We start from the raw sequence: 19,067 nt of genomic DNA, 5'->3' as shown, positions 1-19,067 counted from the left end.
CGTGTTGTTCCGACGTTCCCTGCGCACGTCCGCCGCCGCCCTCGCCCTGCTCCTGCCGTTCGCCGCGGCCTGCGGGACCGACGCGCAGGCGGAGTCCTCCACCGTCACCCTCGCAGTCGGCGCCACCGGCTGGAAGGCCGAGGAGGCCGTCCTGAAATACGCGGGTCTCGACCACACCCCGTACAAGATCAAATGGAGCCTCTTCCAGGGCGGTGACCAGCAGCTCCAAGCCATCCGCGCGGGCGCCCTCGACCTCGCCTCCTCCAGCGAGATCCCGCCGGTCTTCGCCGCCGCCGACGGCAGCGCGAACTTCAAGGTCGTCGCCGTGCAGAAGGGCGCGACCCTGAACCAGGAGGTCGTCGTGCCCAAGGGCTCGAAGGTGACCGGCATCGCCGGCCTCAAGGGCAAGAAGATCGGCTACGTCCAGAACACCACCGCCCACTACTTCCTCTACGAACTGCTCAAGCAGGCGGGCCTGAAGTGGTCCGACGTCGACGCCAAGCCCCTCCTCCCCAACGACGGCCTGGCCGCCCTCAACGGCGGCGGCATCGACGCCTTCGCCTCCTACGGCACCTCGATCATCACCGCCCACCAGCAGGGCGCCAGGACGGTCGGCTCCGGCAAGGACATCCTGTCCGGCAACTTCCTCTGGTCGGCGCGGGACAGCGTGCTGAACAGTCCGGAGCAGAAGGCCGCCGCCGCCGACCTGATCGCCCGGATCACCAAGGCGTACGCCTACGTCCGCGACGGCCACCTCGACGGCTTCGCGCAGGTCACCGCCGACGCCACCCACCAGCCCCTCGCCCAGGCCAGGAAGGACCTCACGGACGCCCAGGCACAACGCCCCACGCAGGCCCGCACGGTGGGCGCCGACACCATCGCCTCGCAGCAGAAGGTCGCGGACGTGTTCACCGAACTCGGAGCGCTGAAGGAGCACTTGGACGTGAAGACGTTCTGGACGACCGAACTGAACACCGATCTCGAGAAGGCCCTGTGACCGGGCGCATCGCGGACCTGGCCGCGGAGTACGACCGCACGGCCGCGTTTCCGGCCGAGTCCCTGCGCATCGCCCACGAAGCGGGCCTGCTCACCGCCACCATCGGCGAGCAGTACGGCGGCGGGGGCGCGGGCGTCGAGGAGAGCGCCCGCATCCTGCACTCCCTGGGCCGGGCCGACCCGTCCGTCGCCCTGATCGCGGCGATGACGCTCGCCGGCCATGCCCGTCAGGCCGTACAGCCGCACTGGCCCGAGGAGTTGTACGCGCGCGTGGTGAAGGAGTCCTTCGAGCGTCCCGTGCTGCTCAACCACGCGCGCGTGGAGCCCGATCTGGGGTCCCCCGCCCGGGGCGGACTGCCCGCGACGCGCGCCAGGCGTACGGCGGACGGGTGGGCGATCAGTGGCACCAAGCGGTTCGTGACGGGGGCCGAGGGGCTCGACTGGTTCCTGGTGTGGGCGACCACCGACGAGGACGAGCCGCGCGTGGGCACCTTCCTGGTGCCCGGCGGCTCGCCCGGCATCGAGATCACCGGCCGCTGGGACCAGTTGGGGCTGCGGGCCAGCGGCAGCCACGACGTGACCTTCCGGGACGTGGAGGTACCGCACGGGCAGGTGATCGGGATCGGGCCGCACGGCCCTGCCGCCGAGCAGGACAACCGGGCCGGGGCCGCCCTCCATCTCCCTCTCGCTGCCCTCTACTTGGGTGTCGCCCGGGCCGCGCAGTCCTTGTTCCACTCCTTCGCCCACGCGCGCGTGCCCGCCAACCTCGGTCACCCGGTGGCCCGTACGGAGCGCTTCCGCCGTACGGCCGGGGAGATCGAGGTGCTGCTGGCCGCCGCCGAGCAGCTGGTGTTCGACGGTGCCGCGAAACTGGACACCGGCGACACGTCGTACGCGCCGGAACAGGCCCTGGGAGCCCGCGTGCTGGCGGACCGGCACGGTGTGCGGGCCGTGGAGCTGGCGGTACGGCTGCTGGGTAATCCGGGGCTGTCCCGTGGCAATCCTCTGGAGCGGCACTTCCGGGACATCCAGTGCGCGCCGGTGCACGCGCCCCAGGAGGACATCTCCCTGCTCACGATCGGAACGAAGGCGCTGAACCCATGACGGCAACGCAGGACACCACCGTGTCGGCGCGCTTCCTGGGGCTGCTGGCCCGCGATCTGCCGCCCGACAGGCTGAGCACGGACCCGGGCGTGCTCGCCGCCCACGCCACCGACCGCTCGGGCACCCGGCCCACCGGCGAGCCGCTGGCGGTGGTGCGTGCCCGGCGCAGGGAGGACGTGACCGTCACGCTGCGGCATGCCCACGAACTGCGGGTCCCGGTCGTCCCCCGGGGCGCGGGCACCGGGCTGTCGGGCGGGGCGACGGCGGACGAGGGCGCCCTGGTGCTGGATCTCTCCGGGATGAACCGCATCCGCGAACTCTCGGCCGACGACCAGCTCGCCGTCGTCGAACCAGGCGTGATCACCGCCGAGTTGGACCGGGCGGCGGGGGCGCACGGACTGCGGTACGCGCCCGATCCGGCGAGTGCGGCCCTGTCCACGATCGGCGGGAACATCGCGACCAACGCGGGCGGGCTGCGGTGCGCGAAGTACGGGGTGACCCGGGACAGCGTGCTCGGTCTGGAGGCCGTCCTCGCCGACGGGACGGTGATCGGCACCGGCCGTCGTACGGTCAAGGGGGTCACCGGCTATGACCTCACCGCGCTCCTGACCGGCTCGGAGGGCACCCTCGCGGTGATCACCGCGGCGACGCTTCGGCTCAGGCCGGTTCCCATGGCGACGGCCACGCTCGCCGCGTACTTCCCGTCCTTCGAGGCGGCGGCCGAGGCGTCGTACGCGATCGCCCGGGCCGGTGTCGAGCCCGCGCTGGCCGAGCTCGTCGACGGGCCCGTGCTGCACGCCATCGACCCGGCGCTGCGGGAGCGGGGGGCCGCGCTGCTCCTGGTGCAGTGCGACGGGGCGGGTGCGGCGGCCGAGGCGGCAGCCGTCGCCCGGCTGCTCGGGCCCCTCGCCTCGACGGTGGAGACGACGGAGGATCCCGCGGAGGCGGAGGCGCTGCTGGCTGCCCGCCGGCTGGCGCTGCCCGCGCTGGAGCGGCTGGGCCGGCCGCTGATCGAGGACATCGCGGTGCCGCGGTCCCGGCTCGCTCAGGCCGTGCGGGAGATCCGGGCGATCTCGGCCCGGCACGACGTTCCGGTGTTCACCCTCGCGCACGCGGCGGACGGCAACCTGCACCCGATCATCGTCGTCGACCCGGACCTGGACCGGCTGCCGGATGCCGCGTGGGAGGCGGCCGGAGAGATCTTCGCGCTGGCGCTCAGGCTCGGGGGCACGCTGACCGGCGAACACGGGGTGGGCGTGCTCAAGCGGCAGTGGGTGGCCGAGGAACTCGGGTCCGCCGTACACGCGTTGCAGCGCCGGATCAAGGAGGTGTTCGATCCGCGGGGCATTCTCAACCCCGGAAAGGCGCTGTGAAACCCGCGTCCGCTCCTGACCGGCATGACCGCCCGTCCGCGGGTCATGTTGAACAGCAGACGCCGAGCGGGGAAGGTGGTGGACGCCTTGGCCGTGGGAGAGGACCGGGCCGCCGGGTTCCACAGCTACGCGACGAACTCCCTGGAGGAGGCGCACGACGCGATCGCGGCCCACTACTACGACATGCGTCTCGAAGTCGTCGGCCGGGCCACGGAGTTCGAGACCAGCCTCAGCGTCGTCGACCTCGGCGCGCTCACTGTGGGCGACGTCCGCTTCGGCACCGAGATGCCGATGAGCTTCGGCGAGCCGGGCGTGTACCACGTCGCCGTGCCCTTCGGCGGCTGCTTCAGCGTCCAGGAGGGGCACCGGGTCACGGATTTCGCGACCGAGCAGCGGGCGCTGGTCTTCGATCCGGCGCGGAAGATCCACATCGACAACTGGTCCGCCGACTGCCAGGCACTCACCGTCAAGATCGAAAAGGCGGCCGTGCTCAGGCAACTGGAGGTGCTGCTGGGCCGGTCGGTGCGGCGCCCGCCGCGCTTCGGGCCGTACATGGACGTCTCCAGGGGGCCTGAGCTGGATGCGCCTGGCGATGTGGAACCTGCTCGAGCGGAACGTCCCGCTCGGACTGCTGAGCCATCCGATGATCCGCGGCCGTCTCGAACAGACCCTCCTGGAGGGAATGCTGCTGGCCACCGACCACACCTTCCGCGACGCGCTGGAGGCCCCTCCCCCACCGATGCGCCCGGCGTCGGTGAAGCGGGTCATGGACGCCGTACAGGAGCTGCCCGCCGAGCCGTACGACGCGAACCGGCTCGCGGCCATCGCCCAGGTCAGTCTGCGCACACTGCAGGAAGCTTTCCGCAGCAATGTCGGCATGTCGCCCATGGCATACGTCCACGAGGTACGACTCCAGCGCGTCCACCGGCAGCTGCGGGCGGCGACGCCGGGCACGACGACCGTGACGGAAGTGGCTCACGCGTGGGGGTTCGTCCATCTGGGCCGCTTCGCGCGGCGGTACCGGGAGCGCTACGGGGAGTCACCCTCGCAGACACTGCGCGCCGCGTGAGCCGTTACGTCCGCCTATCCGCCGCGTTTTGCGGACATGCGCCACGTATTCCGGAGCGACGGCCTGCCGGATCGGTCCTATGGTCGGGTCACGGTGATCGCACAGCGCGCCGGGGATGAGCAGGGTCGGCGCCGCTCATCTCTGTTTTCGCATGCGAGAACCGGGGTGCGGCGGCGGGAAGAGGTCCGCACCCCTCTGCGGGCCCGGCCGCTCCCCCTCCGTCGCATGTGGTGGCCGGGCCCCACTGTGTGATCAGCGCTAGGGCCGAGCCAGCAGTGTGCGCACGCCCTCGGACGTGAGGGTCAGCGGATGCGTGGAGCTGGCGTCGATCGAGAGTGACAGATCGCCGTCCGGCCACTGCGCGGCGAGCGCGCCCAGCGGAACCAGACGGTAGCGGGACACGAACGGAAGCAGTTCGGCCATCTCCGTCTCCGAGGTGAACACGGGCACCACGGGAGCGCCGTCCTGCTGTTCCAGCACGGGCAGCGCCACGGTGGTGTCCTCGTCGGCGGCGTCGTCGGGCACCGGAATGAGTACGTCGCTGGTCGCGAGCGTGTCCAGCGCCGTCGCGTCCTCGGTGTTCTGCGTCAGCGCGTCCAGCGCCCGCTGGGCCGGTGTGGCGGTGTTGTCATTGGCGGGTGTGTCCATGGCAGATCCCCTGGTAGCGGCGGTCGTGCGGCCCCGCCCACGGACATGATCGCCCGGGGCGCGGTCCTGCTCGCGTACCCGAGCGTGCCGAGAGCATGCGTTCGGGACGTCAGGGAATCAGCGAGATGTGCTCCGAGGGCAGACCGAGGGTGTCGCATCCGACCCGCCGCAGGAGAGGCTCGTACATGCTGGGTCCCACATGGGTCCAGTACGTGGCCGCGTCCCGGAAGTAGCGCTGCATCCGTTCGCCGTCGCGCGCGTGGCGGGAGCCCGCGGTGCGGAACAGGATGCCCTGGAGGACGTCCCACGCCATACGCCCCGCGTTCAGGAACGTCAGCGCGAGCCGGTTGTCCTCGACCGCGGTGAAGGGTGCCTCGCCGCTGACGTTGCGGCGGCAGGCCTCCATCCAGTCCTCGGCGGTCTGCCTGAGGGCCGCCTCGGCCAGGTGGATCACGCCGAGGGCCTCGCCGAGGTGGCGCTGGTAGTCGTGCAGGTCGGCGCGGGTGCGGTCGGGCTCCAGGAGCAGGGGGCGGGCGGCGACGATCCGGGCGTACTCGTCGGCGGCGGCGTACGCGATGCCGATCATCACGGCGGCCAGCTCGCCGTGGAAGAAGCTGGGCGCGCGTCCCGCGTACATCGGGTTGCCGTGCAGCTTGGAGCCGACGCTGCCGCCCTCCACCGGCAGGTCCAGCAGGCTCGTCTCCCATGTGAAGTGCGCGGGGACACGGGCCTGGTCCATGCGGATGCTGTTGGATCCGGTGCCGCGCAGACCGAGAGCGCCCCGCCAGTCGTCGAGGACCGTCCACGCCGAGCGCGGGGCGACGAACAGCACGGGTGGGCCCGGTGGGCTGCCCGCGCGCAGGGTCTGGCCCAGGTAGTGCGTGGAGTAGGGGGCGCCCGAGGAGTAGGGCCAGGTGCCGTCGAGGATCACGTGGTCGGGGCCGTCGGGTTGTGCGATGCCCACCGGCGCGACGGTGGAGGCGGCCCGGAAGTCGCCGTCGGTTCCGAAGAGTTCGTCCTGGGCCTTCTCGTCGAAGACCGTGCAGGCCTGGAGGACATGGGCGGCGGTCAGGGACAGGGCCCAGCCGGTGGACGGGCAGCCGCGGGCGATCTCGACGACCACACGGTAGAACACGGGCAGGCCGAACTCGTGGCCGCCGTAGCGGCGCGGCTGCAGGATCCGGTAGAAGCCGGCCCTCAGGAAGTCGTCGTGGGTGTCCTCGGGGTAGTGCGTGAGCCGTTCGGTCTCCGCCTGGCGTGCGAGCAGCGCGGGCCTGAGGGCCACGGCCCGTTCGATGATCTCCCGCTCGGTGAGGCCTGTCTCGGGTGCGGCGGTCACGATGCCTCCTGGCGTGTGGGAGCCGTCCGTTCGTGCTGCGTTACGAGCGATTCAACACGGCCGAGCGCTGCCCGGTACCGACCGGATATCGCCAAGTGCCGTCAGGCTCCGATCAGTTGATCCACGGTGACGACCCGGATCAGCGGCCCGTACAGCTCCATCACGTCCAGCGCCTTGGCATGGGAGTCGTCGTCGACGCCGGCGCAGGCGTCGGACACCACCAGGGTCTCGACGCCCGCGTCGGCGGCGGCGAGGGCCGTGGACAGGACGCAGCAGTCGGTGCTGACACCGGCCAGCACCAGGCGGCCTTCGCGGCCGACACGGGTGGCGAGTTCGGGGGTCCACTTGCCGAAGGTGGTCGCGTCCATGATGTGCGGTGCCCGGTCGGCGAACTCGTCGGTGAGCCGCCACAGCGGGGCGTCCGGCGGCTGCAGGGCGAAGGGCCACCGGGCGTAGTACGCCCGCCAGGCGCCGGCGGGCTCGTCGGGAGCCACGAAGCGGGTGAACGTGACCCGTTCGGCGAAGGCCGGCAGCAACCGCCGTACGCCTGCCGCCGCCTCGGCGAAACGCGGGGTGGCCCAGGGACTGCCGGGCTCGGCGAAGACGCGCTGCATGTCGATGACGGCGAGCAGGCCGGTCGTCATACGACGCCCTCCTGCGCGCGGACCCGCCCGCGGCCGAAGGCCAGCGTGCCGAGGAAGCCGAGCGCCAGGGCGGCCAGCACGCCGAGGTTGGCGTACGCCCAGGAACCGGACTTGCCGCCGAGGCCGAAGGGGTCGAGGAGATAGCCCTGCCAGTCCAGCCAGCTCGCGGCCGAGTTGGTGACCAGTCCCCAGCCGAGGGCGGTGGCGAGAACCGTCAGGATCAGCGGGGTGGGCGGCACGTCGCCGTAGCGGCCGCTCGGACGGTAGAGGTCGGCCTCGTCGTAGTCACGGCGGCGCAGGGAGAGGTCGGCGAGCATGATGCCGCACCAGGCGGCGATGGGGACGCCGAGGGTGGTGAGGAAGCCCATGAACTGGCCGAGGAAGTCATCGGCGAAGAACACGATGTAGAGGGAGCCCGCGATCATCAGGACGCCGTCGACGAGCGCCGCCAGCGGGCGCGGGATCCTGAGGCCCGCCGAGAGCAGGGCGAGGCCCGAGGAGTAGATGTCGAGGACCGCGCCGCCCACCAGGCCGAGAACCGCGACCACGGCGAAGGGCACCAGGAACCAGGTGGGCAGGAGGGTGGTGAGGGCGCCGATCGGGTCGGCGGCGACGGCCTGGTTGAGCTCGGTGGACGATCCGGCCAGCAGCAGTCCGAAGACCAGCAGGAGCAACGGGGCCACGGAGGCGCCGAAGGTGGTCCAGCCGACCACGCCCCGGCTCGACGAAGTCCGCGGCAGATAGCGGGAGTAGTCGGCGGCGGCGTTGACCCAGCCGAGTCCGAAGCCGGTCATCATGAAGACCAGCGCGCCGATGAACTCCTGGGCGGAGCCCGCCGGGAGGGCGCTGACGGTGCTCCAGTGGATGTGGTCGGCGACCAGCCCGACGTAGACGACGGTCAGTACGCCCGTCACCACGGTGATCACGGTCTGGAGCCGCATGATCAGGTCGAAGCCCATCACCCCGCCGACGACGGTGAGCCCCGCGACCACGATCAGGGCGATCACCTGGGTCTCGGTGCCGCCGCCCCAGCCGAGCCGTCCGAAGACGGTCGCCGTGGCCAGGGTGGCGAGGGAGCACAGCACGGTCTCCCAGCCGACGGTGAGCACCCAGGAGACCACCGACGGAAGGCGGTTGCCGCGCACTCCGTAGGCGGCACGGCCGAGCACCATCGTCGGCGCGGAGCCCCGTTTGCCGGCGACCGCGACGAAGCCGCACAGCAGGAACGAGAAGACGATCCCGATCACGCCGGCCACCAGCGCCTGCCAGAAGGAGATCCCGAAGCCCAGCGCGAAGGAGCCGTAACTCAGGCCGAGGATGGACACGTTGGCGCCGAACCACGGCCAGAACAACGTCCGCGGGGTGCCCTTGCGTTCGGCGTCGCCGATCACGTCCAGCCCGTGGGTCTCCACCTGGAGCTGCCGGACGGTGGATCTGCTGTCGGGGGATCCCGAGGAGTCTGTCATCGTCGAACCTGCCTGTTCAGATGTGTTGGGGCGACGGTAGGCAGGGGGCGCGGGGGCGTCAATCACGCGACGCCCGCCAGACCCGCCCTATGACTTCCGAGGATCACAGCCGTCCCGCGCTCCCCTGTACTGGATGGCGAGCCGACGAGGAGTCGGAAACGGCCGAGCCCGCTGGGGTACGGCCGGGCAAAGGACGGGGGTGTCCGCGGTGCGGGCTTCGAGGTTTGTCTCCGCAGTGGCGCTGTCCGTGTGTGTGACCACCTTGGCGGGCGGTTGCGCGGACGGCGGCGACGGGGGCGGCCCGGGTTCCGTGCCGCGGTCCGTCCGCGCCCAGGACGATCTGCTGAAGAGCGCCGAATCCACCCTTGCAAGGAGGTGTCTGACGGAGCGTCGGATATCGGTGCGTTCCGACGGCGGCGACGGGCAGGGGCGGGGAGTCGCACCGCAGCGGGAGTTCCCGTACGGGATCGACGATCCTGGCTGGGCGGCCCGGCACGGGTTCGGCATCCCGGTGGAGCACGGCTCGCGGGAGCAGGGGGTCAGCGCTTCCAAGGAGCAACAACGCCTGTCCGACGCCCTGTTCGGCACCGGGCGCCGCGAGCTGTCCACCCGCACGGCCACCGGACTGGTCGTCCAGGCCAACAGCGACGGTTGTCTCGCCGAGGCGAAGCGGGTTCTGTACGGCGACCTGGGCCGCTGGTTCCGCACCGAGGTAGCGGTCAACAACCTCGGTGCCGCCGCTCACCGCCGGGTGACTCAGGACCCGGTCTACCGGGCCGCGCTCGCGCGCTGGTCGCGCTGTGTCGCCCCCGTACAGCAGGCCGACAGCCCCGGGGAGCTGCGCAGTGCGTGGCAGCGCCGGGCCCGTGACCTCGCTCCGCGGGAAGCGACCGCTCTGCAACAGCGGTTCGCCGTGACCGAGGCGCGGTGCGTGCGGCGCACGGACCTCGCCCGGACCGGTGCCCGGCTGGAGAAGCGGCACGCCGCCGAGCTGCGCACCGAGTACGCCGACGTGATCGCCGAGCACCGGCAGCTGCGGGACCACGGGCTGCGGTATGCCGTGCGGCACGGCCTCTGAGGCTCATTCCTGTCACCTCACCACCACATCGAAGGGATCGACATCATGCGCAAGACCTTCATCACCGCGGCCGGACTGTTCCTCGCCGCCGGCACCGCCCTGGCCGTCGTACCGGGTACGGCCCAGGCCGCCGCACCCTGCGCCCAGGGGAGCTTCTGCGCCTACACCGACGCCAACTACGGTGGGCTGTCGGTGGGTTGGACAGGCGACGACGGCTGGTGGGAGAGCAACATCGCGGACGAGGACAGCTCGTGGGCCAACCACGGCATCTCGGGCCCGGGCATCAAGGACCACGTAAAGGTGTACGCCAGTGCCTGGCAGGGCGGCGGCGTCACCATCTGCCTGAGCCCGGGGCAGGAGGTGCCGTACAACGCAGCGGCCAACGACCGGGGGGACTCGCACACCTGGACCAGCAGCTGCTGAACACACGCTCCCCGCGGGCGCGCCGGCCCGCGGCGGCCACATCAGCCGGCCCGGCGTCATCGACGCCGCGGCCGGTGCCGTGGTGGCGGGCTGCACGCGGACCGCACAGGCCGTCGCGTTCCGGGAGCCGCCTGGCAGGTCCTGCTGAGCTGCGGGAAGCTGCTGCGTCGCATCCACGAGACCGAACCCGGGGGCCGGCCGCGAGGGTGAGGGCGGGCAGGGTGCCGGTCGGGCCGACCAGGGTGGTCGGCCGTACGAGTTCAGCGGTGCTTGATGCCGGCCTCGGCGCCGGGGGCGAGGGTGGGTTCGGTGACGGGGACGTCGCCGAGGGCCTGGTCGACGGCGGTCAGCAGGTCGTCGGACAGCTCCACGCCGGAGGCGGCGGCGTTGGCGTGGACCTGGTCGGGGCGGGAGGCGCCGGTGATCGCGGAGGCGACCTCGCCGCGGCGCAGGACCCACGCGAGCGCCAGGGTGGCCATGCTCATCCCGGCCTCCTCCGCGATCGGGACGAGGCGTTGGACCGCTTCGAGAATGGCGTCGCTGTAGACCAGGTCCTGGGAGACCGCCATGTCCGCGGAGGCGAACCGGCTTCCCTCGGGGACGGGTTGTCCGGGCTTGTACTTGCCGGTCAGTACCCCCTGCGCCAGCGGAGACCAGACGATCTGGGAGATGCCGTTGGCGGCGCACAGGCCGAACACCTCGGCCTCGGGTGCCTGCCAGAGCATGGAGTACTGCGGCTGGGAGGAGACGAACAGATCGGGGCCGGCGACGTCGATCGCGGCCCGGATCTGTTCGGGGGTCCACTCGCTGAAGCCGATGTAGCGGGCCTTGCCCTGCTCGACGACCTTCTGGAACGCCTCGACGGTGTCCTCGATCGGCACACTGAAGTCGAAACGGTGGGCCTGGTACAGGTCGACATGGTCGGTCCTGAGGCGGGTGAGGGAGGCGTCGATCTGCTGGGCGATGTGGGCGGGGGACAGTCCACGGTCGGCAGGGTCGTCCGACATCGGGAAATAGACCTTGGTGGCCAGGATGTAGGAGTCACGGGGGTGGGCGGACAGGATCTCGCCCCAGGCCGTCTCGGCGGCTCCTCGCCCGTAGGCGTTGGCGGTGTCGAAGAAGTTGATGCCCGCGTCAAAGGCCGCCTCGGTGCAGGCACGGGTCGCGTCCGCCTCGACGCCGCCGGAGTAGGTGAGCCAGGACCCGAGCGAGATCTCCGAGACGTTCAGGTCCGAACTGCCGAGTGTGCGGTACCGCATGGTTGTCGCTCCTTGTGTCGGGTGGGCCGGCGCCTCCGGCGCCGGCTTACGAGGCTGCTGTCCACTGCGCTGATGACCATGCCACGCGTCCGTCGCGACCGTCGTCAGTGGTCGGTGTCACTCGGCGTCGAGCTGGTGGTCGGCCCAGACGTAGCTCTCGGGCAGCAGGTCGGTGATGCGCACGGTCCGGGTCCGGGTGCCTTCGCCGACGATGACCTCGAGGTCGGGGAAGTAGTCGAGGAGGACCTGCCGGCACCGGCCGCACGGCGGAACGACCCCTCGGTCGCGGTCGCCCACGGCGACGATCGTCTCCAGTTCGTAGGCGCCCTGGGCGGCCGCCGCGCCGAGGAGGACCAGTTCGGCGCAGGGGCCTCCCGTGAAGTGGTACGCGTTCACGGCGGTGATGATCCGCCCGTCGCGGGCACGGGCCGCGGCCGCCATGGTGTGGTTGTCGCCTCGGCACCGTGTGCGAGCGACATGCGCCGCGGCCTGGACGAGTTCGTGGTCGACGGGGTGGGTCTGCGAGGTCAACTTCTCTGCCTTGGTCGTTGGTTCAGGCGACGTCGACAGTATCGGCGGTGGATCGGCTCCGGGAGTCACGCACGCTCGAAAAGGATCAGTTGGAAGCGGATCACCCCGCCCGTTCACGCGCGATCACCTGCCCCTACTCTTCCTCTGTTCGAGACACCCACGGACACAGGGGCGAGGCGGGGGAAGCAACATGACATACCGGCGCGCGGTCATACCGGCCCTGGTCGGGGGCCTGCTGTTCACGCTGTTGCTGTGGTGGGCGGGGGCGAGCGCGGAGGCACTGCAACTGCGTGGCAGCACCAGCGTGTTCGACGTGGACTCCGTGAACGAACTCCGGCGCTGGCTCATGCCCTGGTCGTACGACTCCTCGGTGGCCCTGCCCTCCGACGGATCCGCGGACGCGGGCACGGGCGGAGACACCCGGTATACCGCTCTGTACAGCACCGCGATGCAGATCAGATTCGTGACCGTCTTCGCTTTCTTCCTGGCCGGCACGTTGCTCCTGCTCCGCAGGATCCCGCCGACGCGGGGCCGTACCCCGGCCACGTTGCTCACCCTGTGGGCCTGGGCACCGGTGTCCGCGACCTTGGCCGTGACGGTCTCCGCGCCCTGGCTGATCGCGTCCCGGCCGCACAGCAGCTTCCGGGTCCTGACGCAGCTGGCGGGGGTGATCGCCTCGAGCGGACCGGTCCCGGTGTTCGCGGGGCTGTTGACCGCCCTGATCACGGTGCTCGTGGCGCGTGTCTGCGCCAAGGGCGCGGAACCACTGCCCCGGCGCGATGTGCCGGCGCGCCCCGCCCGACTGGCGGCGAGCGCCGGAACCGCCGTGGTCGCACTGTCCCTGGTGGTCCTGTCGTACCAGTCGGCGGCGGCCTGGATACAGACCACGTTCAGTGGCGCGGGCCTGCTGTCCGAGCCCGGTGACCTGCTGCGTCAGTGGCTGCTGCTCGGTGCCTGGGCGGGGCCGTCGACCGCGCCCCTCGGACACTGGCTGCTGTACCGGGCCGCCGACGGGCTCCTGCTGGCCGTGGTGTGGTGGTCACTGCGTCTGCTGCCCGGCCTGCTCACCAGGACCACCGTGCCGGCGATGGCGATGGGCACGGTCTGCGCGACCGTGCTGGGACTGTTCGCGAGCCAGGTCCTGCACATGGCGATCGACGACACCGCCGCCGTGTGGGGTCCCGTGCACCTGTTCTCCGCTCTCGGCTCAGGCGTCCCCGCCGCCCTCACCTTCGGCGTCACGGCAGGACTGGCGGCCTTCGTGACACTGCGGCTGGCCGGGGACCGCGAGCCCCTGCCGTCGTCTGTTGTCCCTGCTTGAATCCCTGACAGCATGCGGTGATGCGCATCAACACCGCTTACGAGGGGAACCTCGGCGACTACTTCGCCGACAACGCGACCGACGGCCCCTACAACGCCCACACCGACCGGCCCGCCATGTTCGCCCTGGCCGGTGACGTCACCGGGCTGCGGGTCCTGGACATCGGCTGCGGCGCCGGGCACTACGTCACGGAACTGCGGGCGCGCGGCGCGGCCGAGGTGGTCGGCGTCGAGGGCAGCGCGACGCTGCTGCGCCATGCCCGCGACCGTATCGGCGACGACGACTCCGTCACCCTGCACCACCACGACCTGGAGGAACCACTCGACTTCCTGCCGGACGACTCGTTCGACCTGGTGGTCATGGCCCTGGTGCATCATCATCTGGAGGCCCGCCGGCAACTGCTCGCCGAACTGCACCGCGTGCTGCGTCCCGGCGGGATCCTGCTGGTCTCCACGGTCCACCCGACCGCCGACTGGGTCTGGCACGGCGGCTCCTACTTCGACGAGGACCGTGTCGAGACACGTTTCGGGGACAGCGGCACCACGAACTCCCACCGCCGTATGACGATGCAGACCTTCCTGGGCGAACTCCTTGACACCGGCTTCGCGTTGGAGCGCTTCGTGGAGCCGCGGGCCACTGAGGCCGCCCGCCAGGTCGACGAGGTCCGCTACCTCAAGACTCTTCAGACGCCGTTCTTCGTCGCCGTCCGCATGCGGAAGATCTAGAGAACCAAGGCGTGTCGTGCCGGCGGAAGGCTGCGCATCGTCGCCGACCCGCCCCGGGGCCCAGGCGGATCCACAGCGCCTGGGCCTTCCGCAGGTCTTGACCCAACTCCCCCGGCGACGTACAACGTTCTCCAGTAGAAAACGTTTACTCGACGGAGAGGCCTCGCTCACCATGAGAACCACAGAGGACCGGGAAGAGCCCCCGCGGGACAGAGCCGGCAGCCCGGGGGCGCTGTCGCGCCGGGGTGTCCTCAAGGGCACGGCCGTCACCGTCGGTCTGGCCGCGGCGGGGGCCGGCACCGCGCAGCCGGTCCACGCGGCCGAAGGAGCGGCCGACGCAGGGCAGTCGGACTGCGCGACCGCGCGGATGGGCGGCAACGCCATCACGATGTCGGTGGTGGACGGAGCGCTCCGGTGGTCCGTCCACCACCAAGGCAGGACGGTCGTCGACACGTCCGTCCTGGGCCTCGAACTGAGCGACGGAACCGTTTTCGGCAGCGACGTGACCGTGACCCGCAACCAGCACGGGACCGCCCGCACCACCTGGAACCCGGTGTACGGCCGCAATGCCACCATCACCGACCACTATCAGGAGCAGCGGTGGAACCTGCGGGACACCGCCTCGGGGGCCCGCTTCGGCGTCCAGATCCGCGCCTACCGGACCGGTGTCGCGCTGCGCTACCTCCTGCTCGACGAAGGCACCGCCACCGTCGCGAGCGAACTGACCACGTTCGCCTTCCCCGACGACACCACCGTCTACAGCGCCCGCGACGAGGACGCCTACCTCCCGGTGGCGCCGGGCTCCATCCCGGTCACCGGCACCTCCACCACGGACAACGGCCCCCTCACCGACCTGCCGCTCACCGCCACCCTCGCGGACGGGCTCATCGCCTGCGTCTGCGAGTCGGCCCGGCTCGGCTTCCCGCGCCTGATGCTCGGTTCGACCGACGGGCAGCCCGGCACCCTGTCCGCCTTCCTGATGGAACACACCGCCCGTGGCACCGGCCCGGTCGAACCGGCCAGCACGGTCACGACCCCCTTCGCCACACCGTGGCGCGCGATAGTAATCGGTTCCACCCATGCCGAGCTGGTCGACAACGCCGAGCTGATCCTCAACCTGGCCCCGCCCGGCGCCCTGGCCGACACCTCGTGGATCAAGCCGGGCAAGGTCTTCCGCTGCGAGCTCAGCACCGCCGCGGGCCTGGCGGGCGTCGACTTCGCCGTGGCCCGCGGCCTGGAGTACGTCGAGTACGACGCCGGCTGGTACGGCCCCGAGTTCACGACCACCGACGCGACCAGGCCGATAGCGGCCATCGACCTCCCGTCCGTCATCTCGTACGCCACGAGCAAGGGCATCGGCGTCTTCCTCTACGTCAACCGGCTCGCACTGACCGACGCGGACTCCCTGTTCGGCCTCTACAAGGGCTGGGGCGTCGCGGGCATCAAGCTCGGCTTCATCAACGACGGTACGCGGACGATGACCGACCAGATCACCGACTGGGCGAAGACAGCCGCCAAATACCAGTTGCTGATCGACATGCACGACGACGTCCGGCCGTTCGGCTACGAACGCACCTACCCCAACTGGATCAGCCTGGAAGGCGTCCGGGGCAACGAGCAGTTCCCGACCGCCACGCACAACGTGACGCTGCCCTTCGCCCGCAACATCGGCGGCCCGATGGACTACACGATCTGCTACGGCCAGTCACGGGACAAGACGACCAACGCCCACCAGATGGCCATGGCAGCGGTGTACTACCAGCCCCTCAACTTCCTCTTCTGGTACGACAAGCCGTCCAAGTACACCAACCCGGCGAACTGGCCCGGACTGCCCTGGTTCAACGCCGTCCCCACGACCTGGGACGAGAGCCGGACCCTGGCCGGTTCGATCGGCGAGTACGTGGCGGTGGCCCGCCGGAGCGGCGACACCTGGTACCTCGGGGCCATGACCAACGAGACCTCCCGGACCCTGTCGATCCCCCTGTCGTTCCTGGGCGGCGGCACCTACACGGCAACCGTGTACGCCGACGGCACCCCCGGGACCGCCCCGTACCAGACCCCGGTCGTGGTCGGCACCCGGTCCGTCACCGCCGAGGGCACTCTGAACGTGGCCATGGCCCCGGCGGGCGGCCAGGCGATCGTCCTGAAGCCGAGCTGACCCTGCACCGGAGGCGGTTGCGCTGTCCGCCGAACCCGTGGGTACCGGAAGTCGACTCGGCGGACGGTACGCGGAACGACGCGGTCGCCAGGGCCCACTGCGGCGACTGACCGTCGGTGCGGGATTCTCAGCCGTCGGCCGCCCGTTCCGCCCAGTCGCGGAGCAGCCGGATCGTGCGGTGGACGTGCTCCTCGTGCAGATAGTGCCCGGAGTCCGGCCAGTGCTCCACGCGGGAGCCGGGCGCGTGCAGTGTGCCGCGTTCCCATGCGGCCGCTTCCTCCGACGTCCATACGGTGAGCGCCGGCCGGCCGCGCAGCCGGAGGTGGGCCTCGCTGTGCGGGCGGATACCGACCGCGCCCGGGTCGGTGTACATGCCGGCGTACGCCTGGGCGATGACATGGTCGGGCGTGCCCAGCATGGTGCGGACGTGGGCCGTGCGCAGGCCCCGCCGTGCGTCCGGACCGAACGCCCCGGCCACGAACTCGGCGGCCGCGCGGGCCCCCCATTCCCGGTATGCGGCGAGCCTGGCCGGGATCCCGTCCACCTCGGCGCCGTGCGCGCCATGTGCGGGATCGAGGGCGATCACCGACCGGACGAGGGCGGGATGCCGGACGGCCGGCAGGTTGACCACCTGCCCGCCCATGGAGTGTCCGACGGCGACCACCGGACCGGTGTCCAGGGATTCGACGAGACCCGCGAGATCGTCGGCCATGGCCACCGGCGTGTTGTCGTCCGCCGGGACCGGTGAGCGGCCGTGCCCCCGCAGATCCGGTACGACGAGACGGAACCGGCCCGCCAGCGTCTCCGCGTGCGGGGACCACTCCCTGCCGTCACCGCCCCAGCCGTGCACCAGCAGCAAAGCCGGTGCTCCGGCCGGACCGAGGTCGGTGTGGAACAGACGGAGTCCGCCCATCAGGCGCTTCCCTCCCGGTAGGTCGCGCGCGAGGCCGACCCGGGGCGTGGGTCAGCCCCGGTACAGGTCACCCTGCCGGCACGCCCCGCCTTCGGACCCGCACGGAGCCGATCCTCGCCCTGGCCCGGGAGTTGACGTAGCTGTAGCCGTTCGTGGTGCCGACCTGAGCTTGAGCGAGGCCGTACCGGAGCGGGAGACGGTGGTGTCATGGGCCCAGGTGCCGCCACCGGCGGCGGCCCAGCCGGGCATCTGCCAGGCGGTGGGTGTGTCGGCGCCGTTCTCGAAGCCGGGGTTGGTGATCGCGTACGGCGATCCGGTGACCTGCTCGTCGAGCCGGTCACCCAGGTGCTCCCACAGCAGGGCAGGCACCAGGCCGACCCGGCCGAAGCCCTGCCACTGCTGGTCGGAGCCGGTCATGACGGTGGCGTCGGACTTCCAGGCCAGGTAGCGGCGGTCGATGGCCTGGAGGACGCGGTCCAGGGCGGCCGGGTTCTGGTGCGCGGGAGGCGTTGGAGGCGAGGTCGTTGTCCACCAACTGCTGGACGACGTCGGCCGCCTTGAGCGCCTCGGGCGAGGTGAAGCCGATCTCCCAGTGGTCGTCGGCGATCCTGTACCACTGCGCACCGGCCTGCCAGGACAGATCGACGAGGGTGCTGGGGTCCTCGCCCGCCATGTTGAAGATCTTGACGTTCTCGTCCTTCTTCTGCACGGCCTTGCCCGCGGCGATGACGTCGTCCCAGGTCAACAGTGCCTGATGCGGCCCGGGCGGTCGGACTTCGGTGATCGTCTTGACGACGACTCTGGGTAAACGCTTACTGTCCCACCCAGAGCGCTTTCCGACCGATGGGACTCACAAGCCCGAGCCGGTGCAGTAACGTCGGAGCAGTGACGGACGAGGAAGAGGGGCCAGTCGGCGCCCAGGAGCCGAAGAGGGCGAAGCGGAAGAGGAGGCCGGCGGACAGGCCCAGCACGATCCGCGACGTCGCCGCGAAGGCCGGTGTTTCCGTAGCAACCGTTTCCCGGACGCTGGCGGGCAACTACCCGGTGTCCGCGGAGACCAGGGAGCGGGTCATGGCCGCCGTCGACTCCCTCCACTACGTCGTGAACGTCCACGCCAAGGCGCTGTCCGGCCGGGTCGCCGGGCCCATCGCACTCGTCCTGCGTGACATCACCGGCCCCTCCCTCGCCCACGTGGCGGCAGGAGTGGAAGAGGAGGCCGGCAGCCGGGGCCGCCTCAGCCTGGTCTGCTCGACCAAGGACGACACCAAGCGCGAGGACGACCTGGTCCAGCTGATGCGGGAACAGCACGCGGCGGCGGTCCTCCTCGTGGGTGGCACCGTGACGGACGACGCCTATCACCGCCGTATGGCCGGCTATGCCAAGGCGCTGGACTCCGCGGGGTCCCGGCTGGTGCTGTGCGGCAGACCGCCGCTGCCCGCGGGTGTGCCCGCCACGGTCGTGGACTACGACAACCGCGGCGGTGCCTTCCAGGCCACCGCGCACCTGCTGACGGCCGGACACCGGCGTGTCCTCTTCCTCAGCGGCGCGCCGGGCTTCAGCAGCGCGGAGGAGCGCCGCCTCGGCTACCGCGACGCGCTGCGCGCCCACGGCGTGCCGTACGCCGATGAGCTGGACACGAGCGGGGACTACACCCGCGCCTCGGGTTACCTGCGCACCCGGGAAGCGCTGAGCACGGGCGTCGGGTTCACGGCGGTGTTCGCGGGATCCGACGTGGTCGCGCTGGGCGCGCTGGCCGCCCTGCGCGAGGCAGGTCTCAGCGTCCCGGGCGAGGTCTCCGTGGTCGGCTTCGACGACGTCCCGTTCGCCGCCGACCTGACCCCGGCCCTCACCACGGTCCGGGTCCCGTACGAGGAACTGGGCCGCACCGCCGTACGGCTCGCCCTGGACCGCGAGGTGGGGTTCGCCTCCGACAACCACGTCGTGCTGAGCACGCAGCTCGTGATCCGGGATTCGGTGCGTCCGCCTGCCGGCTGAGAGAACGGTGAAAAGCGGGGCAGCG

At 71.2% G+C, this 19,067-nt stretch carries 19 protein-coding genes and 1 pseudogene; 12 read left to right on the top strand and 8 right to left on the bottom strand.

Annotated features, from left to right (window positions below; translation table 11 throughout):
• Window position 1 precedes the first annotated feature (1 nt).
• The 5 genes and pseudogenes from AQJ46_RS31040 to AQJ46_RS57390 all read left to right on the top strand — a co-directional run bounded on the left by AQJ46_RS31040 (window position 2) and on the right by AQJ46_RS57390 (window position 4,542).
• A complete protein-coding gene (locus AQJ46_RS31040) occupies window positions 2-997 on the top strand; it encodes an ABC transporter substrate-binding protein (RefSeq protein WP_059208706.1) in 996 nt (331 codons plus the stop codon).
• Window positions 994-2,100, top strand: a complete 1,107-nt coding sequence (locus tag AQJ46_RS31035) for an acyl-CoA dehydrogenase family protein (RefSeq protein WP_059208705.1) — start codon at window positions 994-996, stop codon at window positions 2,098-2,100. Before AQJ46_RS31040 ends, AQJ46_RS31035 begins: the two co-directional genes overlap by 4 nt.
• Entirely contained in the window at window positions 2,097-3,473 is a 1,377-nt protein-coding gene (locus tag AQJ46_RS31030) for an FAD-binding oxidoreductase (protein ID WP_059208704.1), read from the top strand. The genes AQJ46_RS31035 and AQJ46_RS31030 overlap by 4 nt, the downstream gene beginning before the upstream one ends.
• 24 nt (window positions 3,474-3,497) lie before the next feature.
• Window positions 3,498-3,986: pseudogene (locus tag AQJ46_RS58510) on the top strand (AraC-like ligand-binding domain-containing protein); the annotation flags it as partial.
• A 67-nt stretch (window positions 3,987-4,053) separates the two neighbouring features.
• Complete coding sequence (locus AQJ46_RS57390; protein ID WP_225887430.1) at window positions 4,054-4,542, top strand: helix-turn-helix transcriptional regulator; 489 nt, start codon at window positions 4,054-4,056, stop codon at window positions 4,540-4,542.
• 258 nt (window positions 4,543-4,800) lie between these two features.
• Here the strand turns inward: AQJ46_RS57390 and AQJ46_RS31020 are convergent, their stop codons facing one another.
• The 4 genes from AQJ46_RS31020 to AQJ46_RS31005 all read right to left on the bottom strand — a co-directional run bounded on the left by AQJ46_RS31020 (window position 4,801) and on the right by AQJ46_RS31005 (window position 8,639).
• Complete coding sequence (locus tag AQJ46_RS31020; protein ID WP_057617732.1) at window positions 4,801-5,190, bottom strand: SseB family protein; 390 nt, start codon at window positions 5,188-5,190, stop codon at window positions 4,801-4,803.
• Between the two features lie 109 nt (window positions 5,191-5,299).
• Window positions 5,300-6,529, bottom strand: coding sequence for an acyl-CoA dehydrogenase family protein (locus AQJ46_RS31015; protein ID WP_059208703.1), 1,230 nt, complete (start codon window positions 6,527-6,529; stop codon window positions 5,300-5,302).
• A 101-nt stretch (window positions 6,530-6,630) separates the two neighbouring features.
• On the bottom strand, window positions 6,631-7,173 hold the full coding sequence (locus tag AQJ46_RS31010; protein ID WP_059208702.1) for a cysteine hydrolase family protein: 543 nt from the start codon (window positions 7,171-7,173) through the stop codon (window positions 6,631-6,633).
• Entirely contained in the window at window positions 7,170-8,639 is a 1,470-nt protein-coding gene (locus tag AQJ46_RS31005; RefSeq protein ID WP_059208701.1) for a purine-cytosine permease family protein, read from the bottom strand. Before AQJ46_RS31005 ends, AQJ46_RS31010 begins: the two co-directional genes overlap by 4 nt.
• Window positions 8,640-9,039: 400 nt before the next feature.
• On the opposite strand from AQJ46_RS31005, the gene AQJ46_RS31000 reads away from it, so the two are divergent.
• On the top strand, window positions 9,040-9,717 hold the full coding sequence (locus tag AQJ46_RS31000; protein WP_059208700.1) for a hypothetical protein: 678 nt from the start codon (window positions 9,040-9,042) through the stop codon (window positions 9,715-9,717).
• A gap of 45 nt (window positions 9,718-9,762) precedes the next feature.
• Window positions 9,763-10,140 carry a peptidase inhibitor family I36 protein gene (locus AQJ46_RS30995; protein WP_059208699.1) on the top strand — a complete coding sequence of 126 codons (378 nt, stop codon included), beginning with the start codon at window positions 9,763-9,765 and terminating at the stop codon, window positions 10,138-10,140.
• Window positions 10,141-10,400: 260 nt separating this feature from the next.
• On the opposite strand, the gene AQJ46_RS30990 is transcribed toward AQJ46_RS30995, so the two are convergent.
• Complete coding sequence (locus AQJ46_RS30990; protein ID WP_059208698.1) at window positions 10,401-11,399, bottom strand: aldo/keto reductase family protein; 999 nt, start codon at window positions 11,397-11,399, stop codon at window positions 10,401-10,403.
• Between the two features lie 117 nt (window positions 11,400-11,516).
• Window positions 11,517-11,930, bottom strand: coding sequence for a cytidine/deoxycytidylate deaminase family protein (locus tag AQJ46_RS30985; protein WP_057617739.1), 414 nt, complete (start codon window positions 11,928-11,930; stop codon window positions 11,517-11,519).
• Between the two features lie 190 nt (window positions 11,931-12,120).
• Between AQJ46_RS30985 and AQJ46_RS30980 the strand changes: the two genes are divergently transcribed.
• The 3 genes from AQJ46_RS30980 to AQJ46_RS30970 all read left to right on the top strand — a co-directional run bounded on the left by AQJ46_RS30980 (window position 12,121) and on the right by AQJ46_RS30970 (window position 16,134).
• The gene (locus AQJ46_RS30980) at window positions 12,121-13,251 is read left to right on the top strand and encodes a hypothetical protein (RefSeq protein WP_059208697.1); all 1,131 of its coding nucleotides are present in this window, start codon (window positions 12,121-12,123) and stop codon (window positions 13,249-13,251) included.
• Between the two features lie 20 nt (window positions 13,252-13,271).
• Window positions 13,272-13,976 carry a class I SAM-dependent methyltransferase gene (locus AQJ46_RS30975; protein WP_059208696.1) on the top strand — a complete coding sequence of 235 codons (705 nt, stop codon included), beginning with the start codon at window positions 13,272-13,274 and terminating at the stop codon, window positions 13,974-13,976.
• Window positions 13,977-14,148: 172 nt separating this feature from the next.
• Complete coding sequence (locus AQJ46_RS30970) at window positions 14,149-16,134, top strand: glycoside hydrolase family 97 protein (RefSeq protein ID WP_059208695.1); 1,986 nt, start codon at window positions 14,149-14,151, stop codon at window positions 16,132-16,134.
• A gap of 127 nt (window positions 16,135-16,261) precedes the next feature.
• Here the strand turns inward: AQJ46_RS30970 and AQJ46_RS30965 are convergent, their stop codons facing one another.
• Together AQJ46_RS30965 and AQJ46_RS30960 are read right to left on the bottom strand one after the other, a co-directional pair.
• Window positions 16,262-17,047, bottom strand: a complete 786-nt coding sequence (locus AQJ46_RS30965) for an alpha/beta fold hydrolase (RefSeq protein WP_059208694.1) — start codon at window positions 17,045-17,047, stop codon at window positions 16,262-16,264.
• Between the two features lie 51 nt (window positions 17,048-17,098).
• A complete protein-coding gene (locus tag AQJ46_RS30960) occupies window positions 17,099-17,464 on the bottom strand; it encodes a hypothetical protein (protein ID WP_059208693.1) in 366 nt (121 codons plus the stop codon).
• Between the two features lie 107 nt (window positions 17,465-17,571).
• On the opposite strand from AQJ46_RS30960, the gene AQJ46_RS56590 reads away from it, so the two are divergent.
• Window positions 17,572-17,802, top strand: a complete 231-nt coding sequence (locus AQJ46_RS56590; RefSeq protein ID WP_208617018.1) for a hypothetical protein — start codon at window positions 17,572-17,574, stop codon at window positions 17,800-17,802.
• 271 nt (window positions 17,803-18,073) lie between these two features.
• Window positions 18,074-19,042, top strand: coding sequence for a LacI family DNA-binding transcriptional regulator (locus AQJ46_RS30950; RefSeq protein ID WP_263972884.1), 969 nt, complete (start codon window positions 18,074-18,076; stop codon window positions 19,040-19,042).
• Window positions 19,043-19,067: the final 25 nt, after the last annotated feature.

This window comes from Streptomyces canus (assembly GCF_001514145.1).
Lineage (GTDB): Bacteria > Actinomycetota > Actinomycetes > Streptomycetales > Streptomycetaceae > Streptomyces > Streptomyces canus.
This window is presented reverse-complemented; position numbering and strand designations above follow the sequence as displayed.